Source organism: Micromonospora sp. NPDC047740, from assembly GCF_043204735.1.
Lineage (GTDB): Bacteria > Actinomycetota > Actinomycetes > Mycobacteriales > Micromonosporaceae > Micromonospora.
Window position 1 is genome coordinate 353754 of sequence record NZ_JBIDCT010000002.1, and the last position, 20878, is coordinate 374631.

At 74.1% G+C, this 20878-nt stretch carries 23 protein-coding genes; 16 read left to right on the top strand and 7 right to left on the bottom strand.

The genetic code is table 11. The annotated features are described in order from the left end of the window. The first annotated feature begins 57 nt into the window (after positions 1 to 57). Positions 58 to 909: an ABC transporter ATP-binding protein gene (locus ACGF4F_RS06215; protein ID WP_393075622.1), complete on the top strand. Its 852-nt coding sequence runs from the start codon at positions 58 to 60 to the stop codon at positions 907 to 909. A gap of 17 nt (positions 910 to 926) precedes the next feature. Next, positions 927 to 1826 carry a ribokinase gene (locus ACGF4F_RS06220; RefSeq protein ID WP_357433923.1) on the top strand — a complete coding sequence of 300 codons (900 nt, stop codon included), beginning with the start codon at positions 927 to 929 and terminating at the stop codon, positions 1824 to 1826. Positions 1827 to 1830: 4 nt separating this feature from the next. On the opposite strand, the gene ftrA is transcribed toward ACGF4F_RS06220, so the two are convergent. After that, positions 1831 to 2799, bottom strand: a complete 969-nt coding sequence (gene ftrA, locus ACGF4F_RS06225) for a transcriptional regulator FtrA (RefSeq protein ID WP_357433921.1) — start codon at positions 2797 to 2799, stop codon at positions 1831 to 1833. 71 nt (positions 2800 to 2870) lie between these two features. Here ftrA and ACGF4F_RS06230 point away from each other — a divergent pair, with 71 nt between their 5' ends. Further along, a complete protein-coding gene (locus ACGF4F_RS06230; RefSeq protein ID WP_357433919.1) occupies positions 2871 to 3323 on the top strand; it encodes a rhodanese-like domain-containing protein in 453 nt (150 codons plus the stop codon). Between the two features lie 38 nt (positions 3324 to 3361). Here the strand turns inward: ACGF4F_RS06230 and ACGF4F_RS06235 are convergent, their stop codons facing one another. Next, positions 3362 to 4108 carry a hypothetical protein gene (locus ACGF4F_RS06235; RefSeq protein WP_357433917.1) on the bottom strand — a complete coding sequence of 249 codons (747 nt, stop codon included), beginning with the start codon at positions 4106 to 4108 and terminating at the stop codon, positions 3362 to 3364. Positions 4109 to 4154: 46 nt separating this feature from the next. Then, a complete protein-coding gene (locus tag ACGF4F_RS06240) occupies positions 4155 to 4637 on the bottom strand; it encodes a DUF6232 family protein (RefSeq protein WP_357433916.1) in 483 nt (160 codons plus the stop codon). 271 nt (positions 4638 to 4908) lie between these two features. Here ACGF4F_RS06240 and ACGF4F_RS06245 point away from each other — a divergent pair, with 271 nt between their 5' ends. Beyond that, positions 4909 to 5346: a nuclear transport factor 2 family protein gene (locus tag ACGF4F_RS06245; protein ID WP_357433913.1), complete on the top strand. Its 438-nt coding sequence runs from the start codon at positions 4909 to 4911 to the stop codon at positions 5344 to 5346. On the opposite strand, the gene ACGF4F_RS06250 is transcribed toward ACGF4F_RS06245, so the two are convergent. Continuing rightward, positions 5292 to 5810: a DUF6232 family protein gene (locus ACGF4F_RS06250; protein ID WP_357433911.1), complete on the bottom strand. Its 519-nt coding sequence runs from the start codon at positions 5808 to 5810 to the stop codon at positions 5292 to 5294. The two genes, ACGF4F_RS06245 and ACGF4F_RS06250, sit on opposite strands and share 55 nt — an antisense overlap. A gap of 98 nt (positions 5811 to 5908) precedes the next feature. Between ACGF4F_RS06250 and ACGF4F_RS06255 the strand changes: the two genes are divergently transcribed. Both ACGF4F_RS06255 and ACGF4F_RS06260 read left to right on the top strand, forming a co-directional pair. Further along, the gene (locus tag ACGF4F_RS06255) at positions 5909 to 6682 is read left to right on the top strand and encodes an enoyl-CoA hydratase-related protein (protein WP_387419928.1); all 774 of its coding nucleotides are present in this window, start codon (positions 5909 to 5911) and stop codon (positions 6680 to 6682) included. A 113-nt stretch (positions 6683 to 6795) separates the two neighbouring features. Continuing rightward, positions 6796 to 8418: an acetolactate synthase gene (locus ACGF4F_RS06260; protein WP_357433907.1), complete on the top strand. Its 1623-nt coding sequence runs from the start codon at positions 6796 to 6798 to the stop codon at positions 8416 to 8418. A gap of 79 nt (positions 8419 to 8497) precedes the next feature. Here the strand turns inward: ACGF4F_RS06260 and ACGF4F_RS06265 are convergent, their stop codons facing one another. Genes ACGF4F_RS06265 through ACGF4F_RS06275 form a run of 3 tightly spaced genes read right to left on the bottom strand, consistent with a single transcriptional unit; the run spans position 8498 to position 9616 of the window. Then, positions 8498 to 8905, bottom strand: coding sequence for a PLD nuclease N-terminal domain-containing protein (locus ACGF4F_RS06265; RefSeq protein ID WP_357433905.1), 408 nt, complete (start codon positions 8903 to 8905; stop codon positions 8498 to 8500). 28 nt (positions 8906 to 8933) lie between these two features. After that, on the bottom strand, positions 8934 to 9233 hold the full coding sequence (locus ACGF4F_RS06270) for a DUF202 domain-containing protein (protein WP_357433903.1): 300 nt from the start codon (positions 9231 to 9233) through the stop codon (positions 8934 to 8936). After that, positions 9230 to 9616, bottom strand: a complete 387-nt coding sequence (locus ACGF4F_RS06275; RefSeq protein ID WP_357433901.1) for a DUF202 domain-containing protein — start codon at positions 9614 to 9616, stop codon at positions 9230 to 9232. The genes ACGF4F_RS06270 and ACGF4F_RS06275 overlap by 4 nt, the downstream gene beginning before the upstream one ends. 41 nt (positions 9617 to 9657) lie before the next feature. Between ACGF4F_RS06275 and ACGF4F_RS06280 the strand changes: the two genes are divergently transcribed. The 10 genes from ACGF4F_RS06280 to ligA all read left to right on the top strand — a co-directional run bounded on the left by ACGF4F_RS06280 (position 9658) and on the right by ligA (position 20810). Continuing rightward, positions 9658 to 10455, top strand: a complete 798-nt coding sequence (locus ACGF4F_RS06280; protein ID WP_393075467.1) for a GNAT family N-acetyltransferase — start codon at positions 9658 to 9660, stop codon at positions 10453 to 10455. Positions 10456 to 10457: 2 nt separating this feature from the next. Then, positions 10458 to 10862, top strand: coding sequence for a hypothetical protein (locus ACGF4F_RS06285; protein WP_357433897.1), 405 nt, complete (start codon positions 10458 to 10460; stop codon positions 10860 to 10862). A 389-nt stretch (positions 10863 to 11251) separates the two neighbouring features. Beyond that, positions 11252 to 12031 carry an electron transfer flavoprotein subunit beta/FixA family protein gene (locus ACGF4F_RS06290; protein WP_357433895.1) on the top strand — a complete coding sequence of 260 codons (780 nt, stop codon included), beginning with the start codon at positions 11252 to 11254 and terminating at the stop codon, positions 12029 to 12031. 11 nt (positions 12032 to 12042) lie between these two features. Beyond that, positions 12043 to 13002 (top strand): electron transfer flavoprotein subunit alpha/FixB family protein, encoded by a 960-nt coding sequence (locus tag ACGF4F_RS06295; protein WP_357433893.1) that lies wholly within the window; start codon positions 12043 to 12045, stop codon positions 13000 to 13002. Between the two features lie 189 nt (positions 13003 to 13191). Further along, a complete protein-coding gene (locus ACGF4F_RS06300; RefSeq protein ID WP_357433891.1) occupies positions 13192 to 14367 on the top strand; it encodes a cysteine desulfurase family protein in 1176 nt (391 codons plus the stop codon). A 37-nt stretch (positions 14368 to 14404) separates the two neighbouring features. Beyond that, a complete protein-coding gene (mnmA, locus tag ACGF4F_RS06305) occupies positions 14405 to 15478 on the top strand; it encodes a tRNA 2-thiouridine(34) synthase MnmA (RefSeq protein WP_357433889.1) in 1074 nt (357 codons plus the stop codon). 568 nt (positions 15479 to 16046) lie between these two features. Next, the gene (locus ACGF4F_RS06310) at positions 16047 to 17051 is read left to right on the top strand and encodes a methionine synthase (protein ID WP_357433886.1); all 1005 of its coding nucleotides are present in this window, start codon (positions 16047 to 16049) and stop codon (positions 17049 to 17051) included. Between the two features lie 36 nt (positions 17052 to 17087). Next, on the top strand, positions 17088 to 17456 hold the full coding sequence (locus tag ACGF4F_RS06315) for a VOC family protein (protein WP_198940144.1): 369 nt from the start codon (positions 17088 to 17090) through the stop codon (positions 17454 to 17456). A gap of 31 nt (positions 17457 to 17487) precedes the next feature. Continuing rightward, the gene (locus tag ACGF4F_RS06320) at positions 17488 to 18501 is read left to right on the top strand and encodes an ADP-ribosylglycohydrolase family protein (protein ID WP_357433884.1); all 1014 of its coding nucleotides are present in this window, start codon (positions 17488 to 17490) and stop codon (positions 18499 to 18501) included. A gap of 155 nt (positions 18502 to 18656) precedes the next feature. Next, positions 18657 to 20810, top strand: a complete 2154-nt coding sequence (gene ligA, locus ACGF4F_RS06325) for an NAD-dependent DNA ligase LigA (protein ID WP_357433882.1) — start codon at positions 18657 to 18659, stop codon at positions 20808 to 20810. Positions 20811 to 20878: the final 68 nt, after the last annotated feature.

The window sequence follows — 20878 nt, forward strand, 5'->3', positions numbered from 1 at the left end:
GCGTCGGGCATGAACCATCCTCCGGGTGTGGTGACCAACGACACGGTGCCCCACCCTATGGCGGTGACCCCGCCCGTGGGGGGCAGCGCACGGGCTGCGTGGTTGGATGGACCGGTGACTCATGACCTGGATGTGGTGGTCAGCCTCGACGGGGTCGGCGTCAAACGCTCCGGCACCGCGCTGCTGCACGACCTCGACTGGCGGGTCGAGCTGGACGAACGCTGGGTGGTGCTCGGCGGGAACGGCGCCGGCAAGACCACCCTGCTCAACCTGGCCGCCGGCCGGCTGCACCCGACCACCGGCACCGCGCACGTCCTCGGCGAGCGGATCGGCCGCACCGACGTCAACGAGCTGCGGACCCGCATCGGCCTCTCCACCGCCACGCTGGCCGAGCGGATTCCCGGCGACGAACGGGTCGCCGACGTCGTGGTCACCGCGGCCTGGTCGGTGGTGGGCCGCTGGCGGGAGAACTACGACCGCACCGACGAGCTGCGCGCCCAGTCGCTGCTGCGCCAGCTCGGCGTCGGCCACCTCGGCGAGCGGGCGTACGGCACGCTGTCGGAGGGGGAGCGCAAGCGGGTGCAGATCGCCCGCGCCCTGATGACCGACCCGGAGCTGCTGCTCCTCGACGAGCCGGCCGCCGGGCTCGACCTGGGTGGGCGCGAGGACCTGGTCGCCCGGCTCGCCGAGCTGGCGTACGACCCGGACGCCCCGGCGCTGGTGCTGGTGACCCACCACGTCGAGGAGATCCCCCCCGGCTTCACCCACGCCCTGCTGCTGCGCGAGGGCGGCGTGGTGGCCCAGGGTCTGCTCGCCGACACGCTCACCGCCGACAACCTGTCGAAGACCTTCGGCCTGCCGCTGGTCGTGCAGCGCACCGGCGACCGGTGGACCGCCCGGGCCGCGTGACTGGAGGAGGGGCCACCGTGCCGCAGACCCGGGTCGCCGTGGTGGGCAGCGCCAACATGGACCTGGTCGGCACCGCCGCCGCGCTGCCCCGCCCCGGCGAGACCGTGCTCGGCAGCGACTTCGTGATGCTGCCCGGCGGCAAAGGCGCCAACCAGGCCATCGCCGCCGTGCGCGCCGGCGCCTCCTGCCTCTTTCTCGGCGCCATCGGCTCGGACGCCTTCGGGGTCACCCTCAAGGCCCGCATCACCGCGGCCGGCGTCGACACCAGCCAGCTCCGGGTGGTGTACGGGGCCTCGGGCGTCGCCCTGGTCATGGTGGGTGGTGCGGGGGAGAACGCCATCCTGGTCACGCCCGGCGCCAACGGTGCGTTCACCGGCCTCACCCAGGGCGAGCTGGACGCCGTACGCGCAGCGGACGTGCTGGTCGCGCAGCTGGAGGTGCCGGTCGAGACGGTGACCGAGGCGGCCGTTGCGGCCCGGGCGGCGGGCACCCGGGTGGTGCTCAACGCGGCGCCGGCCCGACCGGTGCCGGCGGAGCTGCTCGCCGCGGTGGACCTGCTGGTGGTCAACGAGACCGAGGCGCACGCCCTCACCGGACGGCGCCGGGACGAGCCGGACGCACTGCTCGACCTGGTGCCCCGGGCGGTGCTGACCCTCGGCGCCGACGGCGCCTGGTACGGCGACCGGGACGGCACGTCCGTGCACGTCCCGGCCGTGAAGGTCGACGTGGTCGACGAGACCGCCGCCGGGGACGCCTTCACCGCCGCGCTCGCCGTCGGCTGGGGCGAGAGCCGGGACCTCGTCGACGCGGTGCACTGGGCGGCGGCGGCCGGCGCGGCCTGCGCACGCCGGCTCGGCGCGTCGGTGGCGATGCCCCGTCGGGTGGAGATCGACGAGCTGTACACCCCGCCGGCCTGACCGGCTACGCCACGCCGGCCCGGAACGCCCGCCGGTACGCCGACGGCGACGTGCGCATCGCCCGCCCGAAGTGGTGCCGGTAGGTGACCGGACTGTCGAAGCCCACCGCCGCGGCGATCTCCGCCACCGGTGCATCGGTCGTCTCCAGCAGGGCGAGGCTGGCCCGCACCCGCTGGTCGATCAGCCAGCGGATCGGGCTGGCGCCGGCGGCCCGGGCGAAGTGCCGTAGGTAGCTGCGGGTCGACATGTGCGCCTGCCGGGCCAGCGCCGCCACGGTCAGCGGCTCGGCCAGGTGGCGGACCGCCCAGGCCATGCTGGCGGCGATCCGGTCGTCGTCCGGGTCGACGCTCACCGGCGCCTCGATGAACTGGGCCTGCCCACCCTCCCGGTGCGGCGGGATCACCAGCCGACGGGCCACCGCGTTGGCGACCGCCGCCCCGAAGTCGCGGCGGACCACGTGCACGCAGAGGTCCAGCCCGGCGGCGCTGCCCGCGCTGGTGAGGATGTCGCCATCGTCCAGGTAGAGCACGTCCGGGTCGACGGTGACCGCCGGGTGACGGCGGGCCAGCAGGTCCGCGTACCGCCAGTGGGTGGTGGCCCGCCGGCCGTCGAGCAGACCCGCCCCGGCGAGGGCGAACGCGCCGGAGCAGATCGACATCAGCCGGGCGCCTCGCCGGTGCGCCCGACGCAACGCGGCCACCAGCTCCGGCGAAGGGTCGGCGGTGACGTCCGGCACCCCGGGCAGGATCACCGTGCCGGCCTCGGCGAGGGTCGCCAGGCCATGCGGCGTGTGCAGGGCGGCCCCGCCGACGACCGGCACCGGCCCGGGGCGTTCCGCGCAGACGGTGAGCCGGTACCAGTCGACCTCCAGTTCGGGGCGGGGCAGCCCGAACACCTCGGTCACGATGCCGGTCTCGAAGACCGACATCCCCGGGTACGCCAGCACCGCCACGGTACGGTCCACGGGAGCCATGGCGGGATCTTAGCGAAGGACGACGATCACGCCACTCCCGCCGCTGCCGGCCGGAGCCGCAGGATCGGGGCATGACGTTCTCCGTACCGCCGGCCGCCCCGGCGACCGCTGCCGCCCACTTCCTCGCCCGACTCAGCTTCGAGACCGACGTCAGCGACGTGCACGCCGCCCTGACGGCAGGCACGCCCGACCTGGTGGTGGTCGACTCGCGCGGGGCCGCGGCCTGGCGGCAGGGGCACCTGCCGGATGCGGTGCACCTGCCCACGGCCGAGATCGCCGCCCGCGCCGCCGAGGTGGTGCCGGCCGGGTCGACGGTGGTGACGTACTGCTGGGGGCCGGGCTGCAACGGGGCCACCCGGGCGGCGCTGGAGTTCGCCCGGCTCGGCTGGCGGGTGAAGGAGATGATCGGCGGCTTCGAGTACTGGGCACGGGAGGGCCTGCCGGTGGTAACCCCGGAGGGGACCGTCCGCCGCCGGGTGGACGAGCTGACCGCGCCCCGCGCCGCCGTGACCTGCGACTGCTGAGCCCCGGTGCGTTCGGCCGCAGCTCCCGGTCGGCCCGGTCAGTTGGCTGCGGCGTCCCGGTCGGTCGGGTCGTCGACCAGGCGCTCGCCGCGGCGGCGGAGCATGCCGAGGCCTGGGATGCCGGCGACGGCGAGCTTGAGGTCGCGGGTGACGGCGAGCAGGTCGTGCAGGTCGGGGCCGACCCGGTCCAAAGTGGCCAGGATCGGCAGCACGTCCGAGGTCAGGTGCTCCTTCAGCTTCGGCAGTTCGTCGACCAGCCGGATCGCGGCGGTCACCTCCTCCGGGGTGAGTTGCTCGACGAACCGGGCCGCCATCGGCGCGGCCCGCCGCAGCGCCGGCTCGTACGCCGCCAGCAGCTCAGTGGCGGTGCCGGACGCCGCTTCGGCCTCGGCCACCACCGCGCCCGCCGTCCGGGCCACCCGGTCGGCCTCGCCGACCACCACGCCGGCGGCGGCGGAGACCCGCTCGGCTTCGCCGACCACCGCGGCGGCGGCCGTGGCGACCTCGGTGGCCGTCTCGATGGCCCCGGTGGCGGCGGCGCTGATCACCCCGACCTCCCGGACCGCGGCCTCCGCGTCGGTGAGCACCCGGTCGGTGCGGTCGAGCGTGCCCTCGATCCGGTCGACCACCCCGTTGATCCGGCGCAGCAGCACCTCCACGTCGTCGAGCACCGCGAAGGCACGGGACGGCACGGCGGCGAACGCGGCGGCCGAGCCGAGCGCCTGGTCCAGGGCGGAACGGGTGAGCCCGACGACGGCGCCGGGGCGGGGGAGGGAAATCGCCATGCCCACCAGTGTGCGTTGCCCCGACCAGCATCGCCGGGTGGAGCGGTCAGCGGCGCTCCCCCTGCTGCTCGACGGCGCGCTGCACCGCCCGGTAGATCTGCCCGAACCGCAGCGCGTCCGGTGTCCGCAGCAGCATCACCTCCCGCCCGTGGTGCTGCACCCACAGCTCGTGCACCCGGTTGCCGCGGTCGTAGGAGCGGTCCAGCCAGCCGAGCGGCACCTCCAGAAAGGGGGTGAGCGCGAGCGCGGCGATCGCGCAGCCGGCCAGGACGACCAGGGCCAGCTGCCAGTTGCCCCGGTCCTGCGCGGCCCAGGCGAGGGACAGTACGCAGACCACGGCCACCAGCGGCGGCAGCGACAGGAGCAGGACCAGGACGCCGCGGCCGAGGACCCGGGACCGGACGGCCAGGGTGGTTGGTCCGCGCGCGTGCCAGACGTACGTGACGTCGGCGAGGATGACGACGTGCCCGCCCGCGTGGATGGCCTCGGAGGTGACCTGTACCGCGTCGTCCCGGTAATAGAAAGTCATCACTCAGCCTAACCACCCGGTTTCAAGTCCCGGTGCTGGCGAGAGCCGCGTCGGCGGGGCGGCGGCGGCCCGATGGCTGCGCACCCCCTTTGGAGCTGAATCGCTTGCGATGTCACGCCCGAGCGCGGCTGCGGGCCCGAATCGTCTGCGACATCAGCTCCAAAGGGGGGCGAACAGGAGTGCCTGCGGTCCGGGCTCGGGGTTCCGGCTCCAAACCCCGACCGGCCGCGGGGACAACGGAAACACGATCGGCCGGGTAGCGTCCGAGCGCATGACGGACCGGAACGACGCCGGCGCCCCGGCGGGCCTCAACGAGCAGGAGCGCAACGTCGAGGTGGTCCGTCGGTACCTGCGGACGTTCGTCACCAAGGACCTGGCCGAGTTGGCCGAGGTGGTCGCGGAGGACGTGGAGATCTACGGCTCGGGCACGGCGGTGCGCGGCCGGCACTACCCCGAGGCCGCCGTCTCCTCGCCCGGGTTGACCGTCATCAGCCAGGAGATCCTGGAGCTCTTCGCGGCGGAGGACCGGGTGGTCGTCTCGCTGGCGCAGACGTACCGGCGGGACGCCACGGGGGCGACGACCGTGCAGAGCGCCTGCAAGATGTACCGGCTGGCCGGCGGGCGGATCGTCCAGTTCTGGGGCGAGCAGGACACCTACGGCCTGCTGCGCGGCCTGGGGCTGCTGCCGGACGAGCCGATCGCCTTCTGACGGCGGGGCACCTGCCCGCTCTCCATGGCGCGCTGCACCGCCCGGTAGATCTGGCCGAAGCGAAGTGCGTCGCCGCTGCGCAGCAGCCGCACCGGCTGGCCCCGCCAGCGCGCCCACATCTCCAGCTCCCGGCTGCCCCGGTCGTAGGAGCGGTCGAGGTGTTCGAAGAGGACGTCGGCGAGCGGCCCGACCCCGAGGCCGACGAGCACGGAGGCGCCCACGATGGCGATCGTCACCACCGGCGCGGGCCGCAGCCAGATGGCCAGCGCGACCCCGAGCACGGCGGCCGCCACGGGGCCGGCGAGGGCCGCTCCGATGGCGCCCCGGCCGGCCAGTACCCGCCAGGAGCGGCTGCCTCGGCGGTGCCACACCACGCTGATCTCGGCGAGCGGGAACGCCCGGCCGTCGACGCGCACGGCGGTCGAGGTGACCTGCACGGACCTGTCGTCGTAATACGTGATCATGGCCTTACTCCCGGTGGCAGGGCAGCTACCAGACTACTTGCCCCAACGACCCGGGCCGTAAGGTTGGCACGCGACTTCGACGAGGAAGTGAGGGCAGCGTGGGCGAGTTCGTCAGGCTGGAAGTGAAGGACGGCATCGGCACCATCCGGCTGGAGCGGCCGCCGATGAACGCGCTCAACACCCAGGTGCAGGAGGAGTTGCGCGCCGCCGCGACCGAGGCCACCGCGGACGCCGAGGTCCGCGCCGTCATCGTGTACGGCGGGGAGAAGGTCTTCGCCGCCGGCGCGGACATCAAGGAGATGGCCGACATGTCCTACGTGGACATGGCCGCCCGCGCCGCCGACCTCTCCAGCGCGCTGGGCGCCATCGCCCGGATCCCGAAGCCGGTGGTCGCCGCGATCACCGGGTACGCCCTCGGCGGTGGCTGCGAGCTGGCCCTGGCCTGTGACTGGCGGGTGGTGGCCGAGGATGCGAAGCTCGGCCAGCCGGAGATCAAGCTCGGCATCATCCCGGGCGCCGGCGGCACCCAGCGGCTGGCCCGGCTGGTCGGCCCGGCGCGGGCCAAGGACCTGATCATGACGGGCCGGATGGTCGACGCGCAGGAGGCGCTGCGGATCGGCCTGGCCGACCGGGTGGTCCCGGCCGCCGAGGTCTACGACGCCGCCGTCGCCTACGTGAAGCCGTTCCTGACCGGCCCGGTGCAGGCCCTGCGGGCCGCCAAGCTGGCCGTCGACGGTGGCCTGGACATGGACCTCAACTCGGGCCTGGCCTGGGAGAGCCAGCTCTTCGCGGCGCTCTTCGCCACCGACGACCGGCGCGAGGGCATGGCCGCGTTCGTCGAGAAGCGCAAGCCTGACTTCACCGGCCGCTGAGCCGCCTGCCCCCGGGTCGGCGGCGCACCTCCGTCGCCGGCCCGAGGCCGGTTCACATTCCGCCTACCGGTCAGTAACGTGTGACTCCGGTCCTGGGACGAAGGGGAGTGGCGATGACGGAACGGGTCGAGGGGCACGGCGGGGAACTGGCGCTGGCGGCGCTGCGCGCGCACGGCGTACGGGAGATGTTCACCCTCTCCGGCGGGCACGTCTTCCCGCTCTACGACGCCGCGCACCGGACCGGATTCCCGATCTACGACGTCCGGCACGAGCAGTCCGCCGTCTTCGCCGCCGAGGCGGTGGCGAAGCTCCAGCGCCGCCCCGGCCTGGCCGTGCTCACCGCGGGCCCCGGCGTGACCAACGGTGTCTCCGGGCTGACCAGCGCCTTCTTCAACGCCTCGCCGGTGCTGGTGCTGGGCGGGCGGGCCCCGCAGTTCCGCTGGGGCTCCGGCAGCCTGCAGGAGATGGATCACCTGCCCCTGGTCGCCCCGGTGACCAAGCACGCCGAGACGGTGTTCAGCGCCGACGACATCCCGCGCGCGGTCACCGCCGCCCTCACCGCGGCGCTCACCCCGCACCGCGGCCCGGTGTTTCTCGACTTCCCCCTCGAAGCGGTCTTCTCGGTCGGCGAGGCCGACCTGCCGGCCGTCACCCCGGTCGCCCCGCTGGAGGCGGATCCGGACGAGGTCGCCAGGGCCGCCGGCCTGATCGCCGGCGCCGCCCGCCCGGTGATCATCGCCGGTTCCGACGTGTACGCGGGCGACGCCACCGAGGCCCTGCGCGCCGCCGCCGAGTCCCTCCAGGTGCCGGTCTTCACCAACGGCATGGGCCGGGGCGCGCTGCCGCCGGAGCACCCGCTGGCCTTCGCCAAGGCTCGCCGGGTCGCCCTCAAGGGCGCCGACGTGGTCGTGGTCGTCGGCACCCCGCTGGACTTCCGGCTGAGCTTCGGCGACTTCGGCGACGCCCCGGTCGTCCACATCGTGGACGCGCCCAGCCAGCGCGCCGGGCACGTCCAGCCGGCCGTCAGCCCCGCCGGCGACCTGCGGCTCATCCTCACCGCGCTCGCCGAGCACTCCGGCGACCGGGCCGACCACGCCGACTGGATCGCCCAGCTGCGCACCGCGGAGGACGCCGCGAAGGCCCGCGACGCCGAGGAGATGGCCGCCGAGACGGACCCGATCCGCCCGGCCCGGGTCTACGGCGAGCTGCGCCGGGTGCTCGCCGCCGACGCGATCACCATCGGCGACGGCGGCGACTTCGTGTCGTACGCCGGGAAGTATCTGGAGCCGGCGCAGCCCGGCACCTGGCTCGACCCCGGCCCGTACGGCTGCCTCGGCACCGGCATGGGCTACGCCATGGGAGCCCGGGTCAGCCACCCCGACCGACAGATCTGCGTGCTGATGGGCGACGGCGCCGCCGGCTTCTCGCTGATGGACGTGGAGTCCCTGGTCCGGCAGCGGCTCCCGGTGGTCATCGTGGTCGGCAACAACGGCATCTGGGGGCTGGAGAAGCACCCGATGCGAGCCATGTACGGCTACGACGTGGCCGCCGACCTCCAGCCCGGGCTGCGCTACGACAAGGTGGTCGAGGCACTCGGTGGCGCGGGCGAGACGGTGGAGAAGGCCGCCGACCTCGGCCCGGCCCTGACCCGCGCCTTCGACGCCGGCGTGCCGTACCTGGTCAACGTGCTGACCGACCCGTCCGACGCGTACCCCCGCTCGTCCAACCTGGCCTGACCCACGGCCGGCGACCGCCGTCGCCGGAGTGACCGGCGACGGCGGTCGGGTCGTCGGGTGAGCGGACTACCAGCGGGGCTCAGACCTCCGGCCGGTCCCGGTCGCCCTCCCGGCGGCGCAGCTCCTCCTCGCGCCGGCGCAGGTCGTCCTCCCAGCGCCGGAGGAGTTCCTGGTCGTCGCGGCGAGACCGCTCGGCCAGGGAGGACAGGAACGCCGGGTCGTCGTCCGGCGCCACCGGCCGGCGGCGGTCCTGTTCCGAGAAGCCGTTCCCCATCGGCCAGGCGGTGCGGGGCCGGCGACCGGCCTGCTCCCGCCCGGCGGCGAACCAGGCGACCGAACCGATCAGCGGGAAGAACAGGATGATGAGCACCCAGGCGATGCGGGGCAGCGCCCGGATCTCACCCTCCTCGGCGGAGAGACAGCTGATCAGTGCGCAGACGGCGAGCACGATCTGGGCCAGGAAGAGGAGCCCGTACAGGCGATACATGCCGGACATCATGGACCACTGACGCCGTTCAGCGCAGCCCGGCCACCACCAGCACGACGCCGAGCAGCGCGAGACCGGCAGCGGTCAGCGCGGTCAGCGGGAACGACCAGCGCGGCGGCCGCCATGCCCCGGTGCCGGTGGCCCGCCGCCAGCTCACCGCGAGCGCGCCCAGCCACGCCAGCACGGCGAGCCCGGCCAGCGCAGCGCCCGTGGCGCCGCCGGTGAGCGCCAGCCGGACCAGCAGCACGGTGACCCCGGTGAGGGTCAGCAGGGTACGCCGCCAGGCCAGCCGGGTCCGTTCCGGCTGGAGTCCGGGGTCGCCGGTCACCGGATCGCCCGGGCGAGGACCGCGACCACCAGCAGCAGCGCGCCGACGGCGACGGCGAGGGCCAGGATCGCCGGGAAGCGGGACGCGGGCAGTTCCTCGCCCAGCCGGATCGCCCGCTCGGTACGCGCCCAGTGGTCGACCGCGCGGACCGCGACTGTGCCGCCGAGCAGCAGCAGTGCGATGGCGATCGCCTCGCGCAGGTGGGCCAGGGGGAGCGGGGGCAGGAACTGCGCGGCGGCCAGCCCGCCGGCGATCAGCGCCAGGCCGGTACGCAGCCAGGCCAGGAAGGTCCGCTCGTTGGCCAGGGAGAAGCGGTAGTCGGGCGTGGTGCCGACCGATCGGAGCTCGCGCGGGTCGAACCAGCGCCTGATCGCCTCCCACATGTCGTCGATTATCCGCTTTACCCGGTGCCTAGCCTGGGGGGATGACTGATCTTGACGCGCGCAGCCTGCGCGATGCCTATGACGCACAGATCCGCCCGGAGATCCCGAACCCGCCGCGGGCCGGTGTGACCGTCGAGCGGGACGGCCCGCTGGTCCGCATCGTCGGCCTGGACCATCGCGGGTTCATCACGTACCGGACCCTCGACGGGTTGGCCGGCGCGGAGCTGGACGCGCTGATCGCCCGGCAGGTCGAGTTCTTCCGCGGCCGGGGCGAGGCGGTCGAGTGGAAGCTGAACGGCCACGACGAGCCGGCCGACCTGGGCGACCGGCTGAGCGCTGCCGGCTTCGTGCCGGAGGATCTGGAGACCGTCGTGGTCGGTCCGGTCGCGGCCCTGGCCGCCGCCGTCCCGGTTCTGCCCGAGGGGGTACGCCTGCGTGAGGTGACCGACCGGGAGGACCTGGAGCGGATCGCCGCGATGGAGGAGGCGGTCTGGAACGACGACCGGAGCCACCTGGTCACCGGGTTGGCGAAGGAGATCGAGGCCGACCCGCAGTCGATCACGGTGGTGGTGGCCGAGGCGGGCGGCGTGGTGGTCAGCGCCGGCTGGGTGCGCTATCTGCCCGACACCAGCTTCGCCACGCTCTGGGGCGGCTCGACCCTGGCCGAGTGGCGGGGCAAGGGCATCTACCGGGCGCTGGTGGCGTACCGGGCGCGGCTGGCCGAGCAGCGCGGCAAGACGCTGGTGCAGGTCGACTGCTCGCCGGACAGCCGCCCGATCCTGGAGCGGCTGGGGCTTGTCGCGGTCACCACGACCACTCCGTACGTCTACACTCCGTGATCATGGAACCGTTGACGGAGGACGAGCGGCTGACCCTCAGGACCGGAGCCTTCGGCGCGGTCTTCCTGGTCTCCAACGCCGAGCCGGGAATGCTGTCCCTGGTGCGGGAGAGCTTCGCGGCGTCCGGGGCGCTCGGCGGCGCCAGCGGGGTGGTGAAGGAGGCACTCACCGCGGGCCGGCTGCCGCAACTGCCCCGGGACTCCGCGCTGGAGATCGAGGCGACGGTGCTGCCCGCGTTGCGCCGCGCGGTGGAGATCCTGCGGGCGAAGTCGCCGGCGGACGTCGAGACGTACCGGTCGGTGGTGCTGGCCGCGGCGGAGCGGGTGGCGCAGGCCCACCGGGGGAAGTCGACCAGTGAGGCGGCGGTGATCGACAAGATCAGGGGTGCGCTGGCCGGGCCCGCCTGACCGGCTCGGCGGACCAGAGCGCGCGGACGCTGGCCCGGACACAGCGGTCGCGGACGCGGCCGCAGGCGCACCGGTAGGTGTCCGGGATCATCCGGCGGCAGGGCCGGCGGGAGGTGCGCAGGCCTCCCGCCGGGTCGCGCCGACCCGGTGATACGCCGTTTTCGGACATATGCCTCACCTCCCGGTTTGTGAGCCTACCCGGCACTCGGGCGCCCGGTGACCTGTGTCACTCTGAGCGCCCGGAGGGGCGATGCTACTTGTGGGTAACATAGGTCCCGTGGGCAACCGCACAGCAGCCCGCAGTTGACCGATCGTTAAGTCACGCGGGAGGCTGCGCCCGTGACCGGGCGAGTGATCGCTACACCAAACAGGAGGGTCGTCGAAGCGCGATGAACATCGTCGTACTCGTCAAGCAGGTGCCCGATTCGGGCGCGGACCGCAACCTGCGTCCTGACGACAACACCGTCGACCGCGGTTCGGCGAACAACGTCATCAACGAGATGGACGAGTACGCCATCGAGGAGGCGTTGAAGATCAAGGAGGCGCACGGCGGCGAGGTCACCATCCTGACCATGGGTCCGGACCGGGCGACCGAGTCGATCCGCAAGGCGCTCTCCATGGGCCCGGACAAGGCCGTGCACGTGGTGGACGACGCCCTGCACGGGTCCTGCGCCGTGGCCACCTCCAAGGTGCTCGCCGCCGCCCTCGGTCAGCTCGGCGCAGACCTGGTGATCTGCGGTGCCGAGTCGACCGACGGCCGGGTCCAGGTCCTCCCGCACATGATCGCCGAGCGGCTGGGGGTCGCCGCCCTGACCGGCGCGCGCAAGCTCACCGTCGACGGCTCCACCTTGACCGTCGAGCGGCAGACCGAGGAGGGCTACGAGGTGGTCACCGCCGCCACCCCGGCCGTGGTCTCCGTCTGGGACACCATCAACGAGCCGCGCTACCCCTCCTTCAAGGGCATCATGGCCGCCAAGAAGAAGCCGGTGCAGACGCTCTCCCTGGCTGACCTCGGCGTCGCCCCCGCCGAGGTGGGCTTCGACGGCGCGACCAGCGCCGTGCTCGAGCACACCAAGCGCCCGCCGCGCTCCGGCGGCGAGAAGATCACCGATGAGGGCGAGGGCGGCGTGAAGCTGGTCGAGTTCCTCGCCACCGAGAAGTTCGTGTGAGAGGTCTGGACATGTCTGAGGTTCTCGTCGTCGTCGAAGCCACCCGGGAGTTCGGCGTCAAGAAGGTCACCCTGGAGATGCTCACCCTCGCCCGCGAGCTGGGCACCCCGAGCGCGGTCGTGCTCGGTGGCGCCGGTGCCGCCGAGGCGCTGAGCGCCAAGCTGGGCGAGTACGGCGCGGAGAAGATCTACGCCGCCGAGGGTGCGGAGATCGACGGCTACCTGGTGGCCCCGAAGGCCACCGTGGTGGCCGAGCTGGTCGAGCGGGTGCAGCCGGCCGCCGTGCTGCTCGCCTCGTCGCAGGAGGGCAAGGAGATCGCCGCCCGCCTGGCGGTCAAGCTGGACAACGGCATCCTGACCGACGTGGTCGCCCTCGCCGCCGACGGCACCGCGACCCAGGTCGCGTTCGCCGGCTCCACCATCGTCAAGTCCAAGGTCACCAAGGGGCTGCCGCTGGTCACCGTCCGGCCGAACTCGCTCACCCCGGCCCCGGCCCCGGCCAGCCCGGCGGTGGAGCAGCTCACCGTGTCGGTCACCGACGCCGACAAGCTCGCCAAGGTCGTGGAGCGGGTCGCCGAGCAGAAGGGCTCCCGCCCGGAGCTCACCGAGGCCTCGGTCGTCGTCTCCGGCGGTCGCGGTGTCGGCAACGCGGACAACTTCAAGCTGGTCGAGGAGCTGGCCGACCTGCTCGGCGGCGCCGTCGGCGCGTCCCGCGCGGCGGTCGACTCCGGCTTCTACCCGCACCAGTTCCAGGTGGGCCAGACCGGCAAGACCGTCTCCCCGCAGCTCTACATCGCGCTGGGCATCTCCGGCGCGATCCAGCACCGGGCCGGCATGCAGACCTCGAAGACCATCGTCGCGGTGAACAAGGACGCCGAGGCGCCGATCTTCGAGCTGGCCGACTTCGGCGTGGTCGGCGACCTGTTCAAGGTCGTCCCGCAGGCCGCGGAGGAGATCCGCAAGCGGAAGTGACCGAAGGGAGCTGATCGGCGGGCCGGGGAGCTGAGCCGGCCCGCCGATCAGCCCGTCAGGGTTGCCCTCGGCGAGTTGTCGGCGACGTGGGCCCGTTCAGCGTACCGACTGGGAACATCCGGCGTGGCCCGGGATCGACGGGCGGTCCGGCGTCCGGCGGCACGGCGCTGGGCCGTTAGGCTGAGCGGGATGGCATACCTGGATCACGCGGCGACGACCCCGATGCTCGATGAGGCACTCGAGGCGTACCTCGCCACGGCCCGCGAGGTGGGCAATGCGTCGTCGCTGCACGCGACGGGCCGGCGCGCCCGGCGGCGGGTGGAGGAGTCCCGTGAGCGGGTGGCCGCCGTCCTCGGTGCCCGCCCCTCCGAGGTGATCTTCACCGGGGGTGGCACCGAGAGTGACAACCTCGCGGTGAAGGGCATCTTCTGGGCCCGCCGCACCGCCCACGCCGAGCGGACCCGGGTGGTCTCCAGCGCCGTCGAGCACCACGCCGTGCTGGACGCGGTGGACTGGCTCGCCGGCCACGAGGGCGCCGAGGTCGGCTGGCTGCCCGTCGACGCCGCCGGCCGGCTCGACCCGGAGCGGCTCCGCGCCGAGCTGGCCGCGCACGGCGAGCGGGTGGCCCTGGTCACCACCATGTGGGCCAACAACGAGGTGGGCACCGTGCAGCCGGTCGCCGAACTGGCCGCGGTCGCCGCCGAGCACGGGGTGCCGTTCCACACCGACGCGATCCAGGCGGTCGGGCAGGTGCCGGTCGACTTCGCCGCGAGCGGAGTGTCCGCCCTCACCGTCACCGGGCACAAGCTCGGCGGTCCGACCGGTGTCGGCGCCCTGCTGCTGGCCCGGGACGTCGCCGCCACCCCGGTGCTGCACGGCGGCGGCCAGGAGCGCGACGTCCGCTCCGGCACCCTCGACACCGCCGGCATCGTGGCCTTCGCGGTCGCCGTCGAGTCCGCCGTGAAGGGCCAGCAGGAGTACGCGGCCCGGATCGCCGCCCTCCGCGACGAGCTGGTGGAACGGGTCCGGCAGGCGGTCCCCGAGGTGATCTTCAACGGCGACCCGGTCGAGCGGCTCCCCGGCAACGCGCACTTCTCCTTCCCCGGCTGCGAGGGGGACGCGCTGCTGCTCCTCCTCGACGCCCAGGGCATCGCCTGCTCGACCGGCTCGGCCTGCTCGGCCGGGGTGGCCCAGCCCTCGCACGTGCTGCTGGCCATGGGCGCCGACGACGACCGGGCCCGTTCGTCACTGCGGTTCACCCTCGGCCACACCAGCACCCGGGCGGAGGTCGACGCGCTGATCGCCGCGCTGCCGGCCGCCGTGGAGCGAGCCCGCCGCGCGGCCGCTCTCCGCACCCCCCGCTGACCCGGATACCCTCGGTGAGGACGAGGGGAGTGAGCCGGTGAGGGTTCTGGCGGCGATGTCGGGCGGGGTGGACTCCGCGGTGGCGGCGGCGCGCGCGGTGGAGGCCGGGCACGACGTGACCGGGGTGCACCTGGCGCTGGCCCGCAACCCGCAGACCTACCGCACCGGTGCCCGGGGCTGCTGCACCCTTGAGGACTCCCGGGACGCCCGTCGGGCCGCCGACGTGCTCGGCATCCCGTTCTACGTCTGGGACCTGGCCGACCGCTTCCACGAGGACGTGGTGGACGACTTCGTCGCCGAGTACGCGGCCGGACGTACCCCGAACCCGTGCCTGCGCTGCAACGAGAAGATCAAGTTCGCCGCGGTGCTGGACCGGGCGGTGGCGCTCGGCTTCGACGCGGTGGTGACCGGCCACCACGCCCGGCTCGGCCCGGACGGTCTGCTGCGGCGCAGCGTCGACCTGGCCAAGGACCAGTCGTACGTCCTCGCGGTGCTGACCCGCGCGCAGCTCGACCGGTCGATCTTCCCGCTCGGCGACTCCACCAAGGCCGAGGTACGCGCGGAGGCCGCCCGGCGCGGCCTCGCGGTGGCCGACAAGCCGGACTCGCACGACATCTGCTTCATCGCCGACGGCGACACCCGGGGCTTCCTGGCCGAGCGGCTCGGCGAGGCCCCCGGCGAGGTGGTCGACGCGCTCACCGGCGCGGTGGTGGGCAGCCACACCGGCGCCTACCAGTACACCGTCGGGCAGCGGCGCGGCCTGCACCTGGACCGGCCCGCCCCGGACGGCCGCCCCCGCTACGTGCTCTCCATCACCCCGAAGACCAACACCGTGACGGTCGGGCCGGCCGAGGCGCTGGAGGTCTCCCAGGTGCGGGCCACCCGCCCGGTGTGGACCGGTGGCGAGCGGCCTGCCGGCCCGGTCGAGTGCGAGGTGCAGTTGCGGGCGCACGGCGACGTGGTGCCGGCGACCGTGTCGCTGGACGCCGACGGGCTGCACGCCGAGCTGCGGCGCCCGGTACGCGGGGTCGCCGCCGGGCAGGCCGTGGTGGCATACCGGCCGGACCCGGCCGGGGACGTGGTGCTCGGCTCCGCCACCATCACCGGCTGAGCCCCCGCTGCTCCCGCTCAAGCTCTCGCGGTCGGTGCGCGTTTCGGCATTCCGCGATGGGCACTGGGCGTCCGGCGTGGTCGGTCGGCGGTGACCATAGCTCTGGCCCTGGTCTTTTCGGTGCCGCCGGCCGTCGCGCCCCGAAGCCCTCCTCGCGCCGGCGACTGTGCCTGCGCGTCCTTTCGAGCTGATGTCATAAACGATTCAGCCTGCCGCTGCCGCTGCCGCTGCCGGGTGCGGGTGCCGGCGGGTGCGGGTGCGGGTGTCAGGGTTGGAGGCCTGGTCGGGTCGTGCGGCGGTGGCGCTGAGTCGTTCGTGATGTCAGCTCGAAAGCGGCTGCGGGGACTAGGGCGCGTCTCCCGGATCTTCGCCGGCCTGCGACGAGCCCAGGCGGCGCCCGGCGGCGTTGTCGGATCGCCGCCTGGGCCTCGTCTCGGCTCGACGAGATCCGGGAGACACGCCCTAATTCGGGCTGCGTGCCGGCCACGTGGACACCGCTGGCGTGCCGTTCTTCGCCCGGGGCGGCGTCCCCGCCGGAAGCGGGCCGGGCAGCGGATAGTCTGCGGCGGTGAGTGATCAGCCCTGGCCCTGGCCCGCTGGGGCGGCGACCGGCATCGGTTCGCTGCCCGGCACCGACATCGCCGAGGCGCAGCGCATCGTGCTCGGCGAGCTGCCCGCCCTGCCGCACCTGCCGGAGCTGCCCGCCCGGGGTCCCGGTGCCGACCTGATCGGCCGGACCGCCGGGCTGCTCGTCGAGCTGCCGGTCGAGCTGTTCGCGGCCCGCTGGCGGGTCGCGCCGCGCCCCGGCAAGGACCTGCGTCGCGCCCGCGACCTGATGGAGCGCGACCTCGACCAGCTCGCCGAGCAGGCCGAGGAGTACGCCGGCCCGGTCAAGGTCCAGGCGGCCGGCCCGTTCACCCTGGCCGCGTCGGTGGAGCTGCCGATCGGCGGCCGGATGATCCGTGACCCGGGCGCGGTGCGGGACCTCGCCGGCTCGCTCGCCGAGGGGCTGCGCGGGCACGTCGAGGCGGTGGCCCGGCGGCTGCCCCGGGCGTCGGTGCTGCTCCAGCTCGACGAGCCGTCCCTGCCGGCGGTACTGGCCGGCCGGGTGCCCACCGAGAGTGGCTTCGGCACCTACCCTGCGGTGGAACCGGAGGTCGCCAGGGCGCTGCTGCGCGACGTGATCGAGGCGACCGGCGTGCCGACCCTGCTGCACTGCTGCGCGCCCGAGGTGCCGCTGGAGCTGATCCGGACCGCCGGGGCCGCCGGCGTCGCCCTCGACCTCGGACTGGTCACCGACCTGGACCCGCTCGGCGAGGCGATCGACGCCGGGCTCGGGCTGCTGGCCGGCGCCGCGCCCGCGCTGCCGCCGCCCGGCGGTCGCGCCCCCACCTCGGCCCAGGTCGCCGACCGGGTACGCCGGGTCTGGGACCAACTAGGCTTCCCCCGCCGCCGGCTCGCCGAGCAGGTGGTGGTCACCCCCGCCTGCGGCCTGGCCGGGGCCGCCCCGGCGTACGCCCGGGCGGTCCTCGCGGCGTGCCGGGACGCCGGCCGACGGCTGGCCGAGGACTGAGGTTTCCTGTCGCACCTACCGGGCAGGATGACCGGCATGATTGGACAGCTGCGTTCCGTGGTGATCGACTGCCCCGATCCGCGCGCGCTGGCCGGCTTCTACGCGGAGCTGCTCGGCCTCCCGCTGATCGAGGACAACTCCGACGGCGACGAATGGGTGGTGCTCGGCGGTCCGCCGGGGCACCAGCCGCGGATCGCCTTCCAGCAGGCGCCCGGCCTGCGCGCGCCGGACTGGCCCGACCCGGACCGGCCGCAGCAGTTCCACCTCGACGTGACGGTGGACGACATCGAGACCGCGGAGAAGGCAGCGCTGGCCCTGGGGGCGCGGCGGCTGCCCGGCGAGGGTGAGGGTTTCCGGGTCTACGCCGACCCGGCCGGGCATCCGTTCTGCCTCTGCTGGGACTGACCGCGAGCGGCGCGGCTTGCGGCGGCGGTGCATGATCGCCACCGTGATCGACTCTTCGCCGCGCCGCTCCTCCGGTTCGCTGTTCGGTCTCGCCTACGGCGACGCCCTGGGCCGGCCCACCGAGTTCCTGACCGTCGCCGAGATCGTCCGCCGCTACGGCCCGGCCGGCCCGCGGGAGTTGACCGGCGACCCGGCGCTGGTCACCGACGACACCCAGATGGCGCTCGCGGTGGCCTGGGCGCTGCACGACGCGCCCGCGTACACGCCGGGGGTGGTGGAGCCGCTGCTGCGGCAGCGGTTCCTCGCCTGGGCGGTCAGCCCGGACAACAACCGCGCGCCGGGGATGACCTGCCTGCGGGCCTGCGCCGAGCTGGACCGGGGCGTCCGCTGGCAGCAGGCGACGGTCGCCGGCTCGAAGGGCTGCGGGGCGAACATGCGGGTCACCCCGGTCGGGCTGCTCGACGTCGACCTCGACACGCTCGCCGGGCTGGCCCAGCTCCAGGCCGGCCTGACCCACGGGCACCCGACCGGCCTGGCGGCCAGCGAGCTGACCGCGTACGCGGTCCGGCTGCTGCGCGACGGCGCCGCGCTCACCGACCTGCCCGACCTGCTCGCCACCCGGGCCCGGGAGCAGCGGACGGTCTACCGCGCCGACTGGCTCGGCGACCTGTGGCAGCGCCCCGGCGAGGCGACGCCCGAGGAGTTCATCGCCCGGGGGTGGGACGAGTGCCTGCGGGTACTCGGCCGGCTCGACACGGCGCTGGCCCGGCCGGACGACGGCGGCGACCCGTGCCGGCTCACCGGGGAGGGTTGGATCGCCGAGGAGGCCCTGGCGACCGCGCTGCTCTGCGCGCTGCGGCACGCCGACGACCCGGTCGGCGCGCTGGCCCGGGCGGCCACCACCGCCGGCGACTCCGACTCCATCGCCGCGCTCGCCGGGGCCTTCCTCGGCGCCGCCCGTGGCATGTCCGCGTGGCCCGCCGACTGGTCCACCCGCATCGAGTACGCCGACCAGCTCACCACCCTCGCCACCCCCCACGACTGACCGGCCCGCCCCCGGCCGGTGAACCGGCGGGTGGTCGGGGGCCGGGGGCTCGGCGCATGCTGGTGTCGCGTGCCTGGTCAGGGCGGGTGGGAGGACGGTTGTCAGCCCTGCCCGCTACGGTGCGGAGGTCACACGATCACGGGAGGTCGACTAGGGTGTCCGAGAGCGGCAGCGGGTCCGAGGACGCGGTTCCCCAGACGGTCAGCCCCGCCCAGGAGGCGGCGGCGGGCGCCGAGCCGACCCCGGAGGCCCGGGAGCGGCACGCCACGCTGAGCCAGGAGCTCACCGAGCACCAGTACCGCTACTACGTGCTCGACGCGCCGACCATCCCGGACGCGGACTTCGACAAGCTGCTGCGCGAGCTCGAGGCGCTGGAGGAGGAGTACCCGGCGCTACGCACCCCCGACTCGCCGACCCAGCGGGTGGGCGGGACCTTCTCCACCGACTTCACCCCGGTCACCCACGCCCAGCGGATGCTCTCGCTGGACAACGCCTTCGCCGACGAGGAGTTGGCCGCCTGGGCCGAGCGGGTCGAGCGGGACGCCGGCGGCCCGGCGCCCTACCTCTGTGAGCTCAAGGTCGACGGCCTGGCCATCAACCTGACCTACGAGAAGGGCCGACTGGTCCGGGCCGCCACCCGGGGCGACGGTCGCACCGGCGAGGACGTCACCGCCAACGTGCGCAGCATCCGGGACGTGCCGGCCCGGCTGACCCCGTCCGACGACTTCCCGGACGTGCCCGACCTCCTGGAGGTGCGCGGCGAGATCTACTTCCCGGTCGCCGCGTTCGCCGACCTCAACGCCGGCCTGGTCGAGCAGGGCAAGGCGCCGTTCGCCAACCCGCGCAACGCCGCCGCAGGCAGCCTGCGCCAGAAGGATCCCCGGATCACCGCCTCCCGCCCGCTGCGCCTGGTGGTGCACGGCATCGGCGCCCGGGACGGCTTCCAGCCGACGGCGCAGTCCGAGTCGTACGCGGCGCTCAAGGCATGGGGGCTGCCCACCAGCGACCGCTGGCGGGTGGTGCCCGACCTCGCCGGGGTGGCCGAGTACATCGCCTATTACGCCGAGCACCGGCACGACGTCGAGCACGAGATCGACGGCGTCGTGGTCAAGGTCGACCCGGTTTCCATCCAGGGGCGGCTCGGCTCGACCAGCCGCGCGCCACGCTGGGCGATCGCCTTCAAGTATCCGCCGGAGGAGGTCAACACAAAGCTGCTCGACATCGACGTCGAGGTCGGGCGGACCGGCCGGGTGACGCCGCGGGCCGTCCTCCAGCCGGTCAAGGTGGCCGGCTCCACCGTCGCGTACGCCACCCTGCACAACGCCCGCGAGGTAGAGCGCAAGGGTGTGCTGATCGGCGACACCGTGGTGCTCCGCAAGGCCGGCGACGTCATCCCCGAGGTGCTCGGCCCGGTGGTCGACCTGCGCCCCGCCGACGCCCACCCGTTCGTCATGCCCACCACGTGCCCGGCCTGCGACACCCCGCTCGCGCCGGCCAAGGAGGGTGACGTCGACATCCGCTGCCCCAACGCGCGTACCTGCCCGGGCCAGATTCGCGGACGGGTCGTCTACCTGGCCGACCGCAAGGTGCTCGACATCGAGGTGCTCGGCGAGAAGAGCGCCGCCGCGCTGCTCGACGCGCAGATCATCACCAACGAGGGCGACCTGTTCCAGCTGGACGCCGAGCAGCTGGCCCGCTCTCCGTTCTTCGTCAACAAGGACGGCACCCTGGGCAGCAACGCCACCAAGCTGCTGGAGAGCCTGGCCGTGACCAAGGAGCGGGACCTGTGGCGGGTGCTGGTCGCGCTCTCCATCCGGCACGTCGGCCCGACCGCCGCGCAGGCCCTCGCGCGGCACTTCCGGTCCGTCCCGGCGATCGAGGCGGCCAGCGAGGAGGAGCTGTCCTCGGTGGACGGGGTCGGCCCGACCATCGCCGCCAGCATCAAGGAGTGGTTCGCCGTCGACTGGCACCGCGAGGTGGTGCGCAAGTGGGCCGAGGCCGGCGTGCGGATGGCCGAGGAGGCCGGCGAGGAGGGGCCGCGCCCCCTCGAAGGGGTGACCGTGGTGGTGACCGGCACCCTGGCCGGGTTCAGCCGCGACCAGGCGTCCGAGGCGATCCAGAGCCGGGGCGGCAAGGTCACCGGCTCGGTCTCCAAGAAGACCGGCTTCGTCGTGGTGGGGGAGAACCCCGGGTCCAAGGCCGACAAGGCGGCCAGCCTCAAGCTGCCCGTCCTCGACGAGGAGGGCTTCCGGGTGCTGCTGGAGTCCGGCCCGGACGCGGCCCGGGCGGTGGCCCGCGTCGAGGAGTGAGGGCGGGCTCGAAGTGGATCTCCGCGGGGTCGAGGCGCGGATACCAAGTTAATTACGACTACGACCGA

Excerpts from the sequence above, each read along its gene's own strand:
- ACGF4F_RS06215 (WP_393075622.1), top strand. The coding sequence starts at position 58 with ATGGCGGTGACCCCGCCCGTGGGGGGCAGCGCACGGGCTGCGTGGTTG.
- ftrA (WP_357433921.1), bottom strand. The coding sequence starts at position 2,799 with ATGGCTCCCGTGGACCGTACCGTGGCGGTGCTGGCGTACCCGGGGATG.
- ACGF4F_RS06230 (WP_357433919.1), top strand. The coding sequence starts at position 2,871 with ATGACGTTCTCCGTACCGCCGGCCGCCCCGGCGACCGCTGCCGCCCAC.
- ACGF4F_RS06235 (WP_357433917.1), bottom strand. The coding sequence starts at position 4,108 with ATGGCGATTTCCCTCCCCCGCCCCGGCGCCGTCGTCGGGCTCACCCGT.
- ACGF4F_RS06240 (WP_357433916.1), bottom strand. The coding sequence starts at position 4,637 with ATGACTTTCTATTACCGGGACGACGCGGTACAGGTCACCTCCGAGGCC.
- ACGF4F_RS06245 (WP_357433913.1), top strand. The coding sequence starts at position 4,909 with ATGACGGACCGGAACGACGCCGGCGCCCCGGCGGGCCTCAACGAGCAG.
- ACGF4F_RS06250 (WP_357433911.1), bottom strand. The coding sequence starts at position 5,810 with ATGATCACGTATTACGACGACAGGTCCGTGCAGGTCACCTCGACCGCC.
- ACGF4F_RS06260 (WP_357433907.1), top strand. The coding sequence starts at position 6,796 with ATGACGGAACGGGTCGAGGGGCACGGCGGGGAACTGGCGCTGGCGGCG.
- ACGF4F_RS06265 (WP_357433905.1), bottom strand. The coding sequence starts at position 8,905 with ATGTATCGCCTGTACGGGCTCCTCTTCCTGGCCCAGATCGTGCTCGCC.
- ACGF4F_RS06275 (WP_357433901.1), bottom strand. The coding sequence starts at position 9,616 with ATGTGGGAGGCGATCAGGCGCTGGTTCGACCCGCGCGAGCTCCGATCG.
- ACGF4F_RS06280 (WP_393075467.1), top strand. The coding sequence starts at position 9,658 with ATGACTGATCTTGACGCGCGCAGCCTGCGCGATGCCTATGACGCACAG.
- ACGF4F_RS06285 (WP_357433897.1), top strand. The coding sequence starts at position 10,458 with ATGGAACCGTTGACGGAGGACGAGCGGCTGACCCTCAGGACCGGAGCC.
- ACGF4F_RS06290 (WP_357433895.1), top strand. The coding sequence starts at position 11,252 with ATGAACATCGTCGTACTCGTCAAGCAGGTGCCCGATTCGGGCGCGGAC.
- ACGF4F_RS06295 (WP_357433893.1), top strand. The coding sequence starts at position 12,043 with ATGTCTGAGGTTCTCGTCGTCGTCGAAGCCACCCGGGAGTTCGGCGTC.
- ACGF4F_RS06300 (WP_357433891.1), top strand. The coding sequence starts at position 13,192 with ATGGCATACCTGGATCACGCGGCGACGACCCCGATGCTCGATGAGGCA.
- ACGF4F_RS06315 (WP_198940144.1), top strand. The coding sequence starts at position 17,088 with ATGATTGGACAGCTGCGTTCCGTGGTGATCGACTGCCCCGATCCGCGC.
- ACGF4F_RS06320 (WP_357433884.1), top strand. The coding sequence starts at position 17,488 with ATGATCGCCACCGTGATCGACTCTTCGCCGCGCCGCTCCTCCGGTTCG.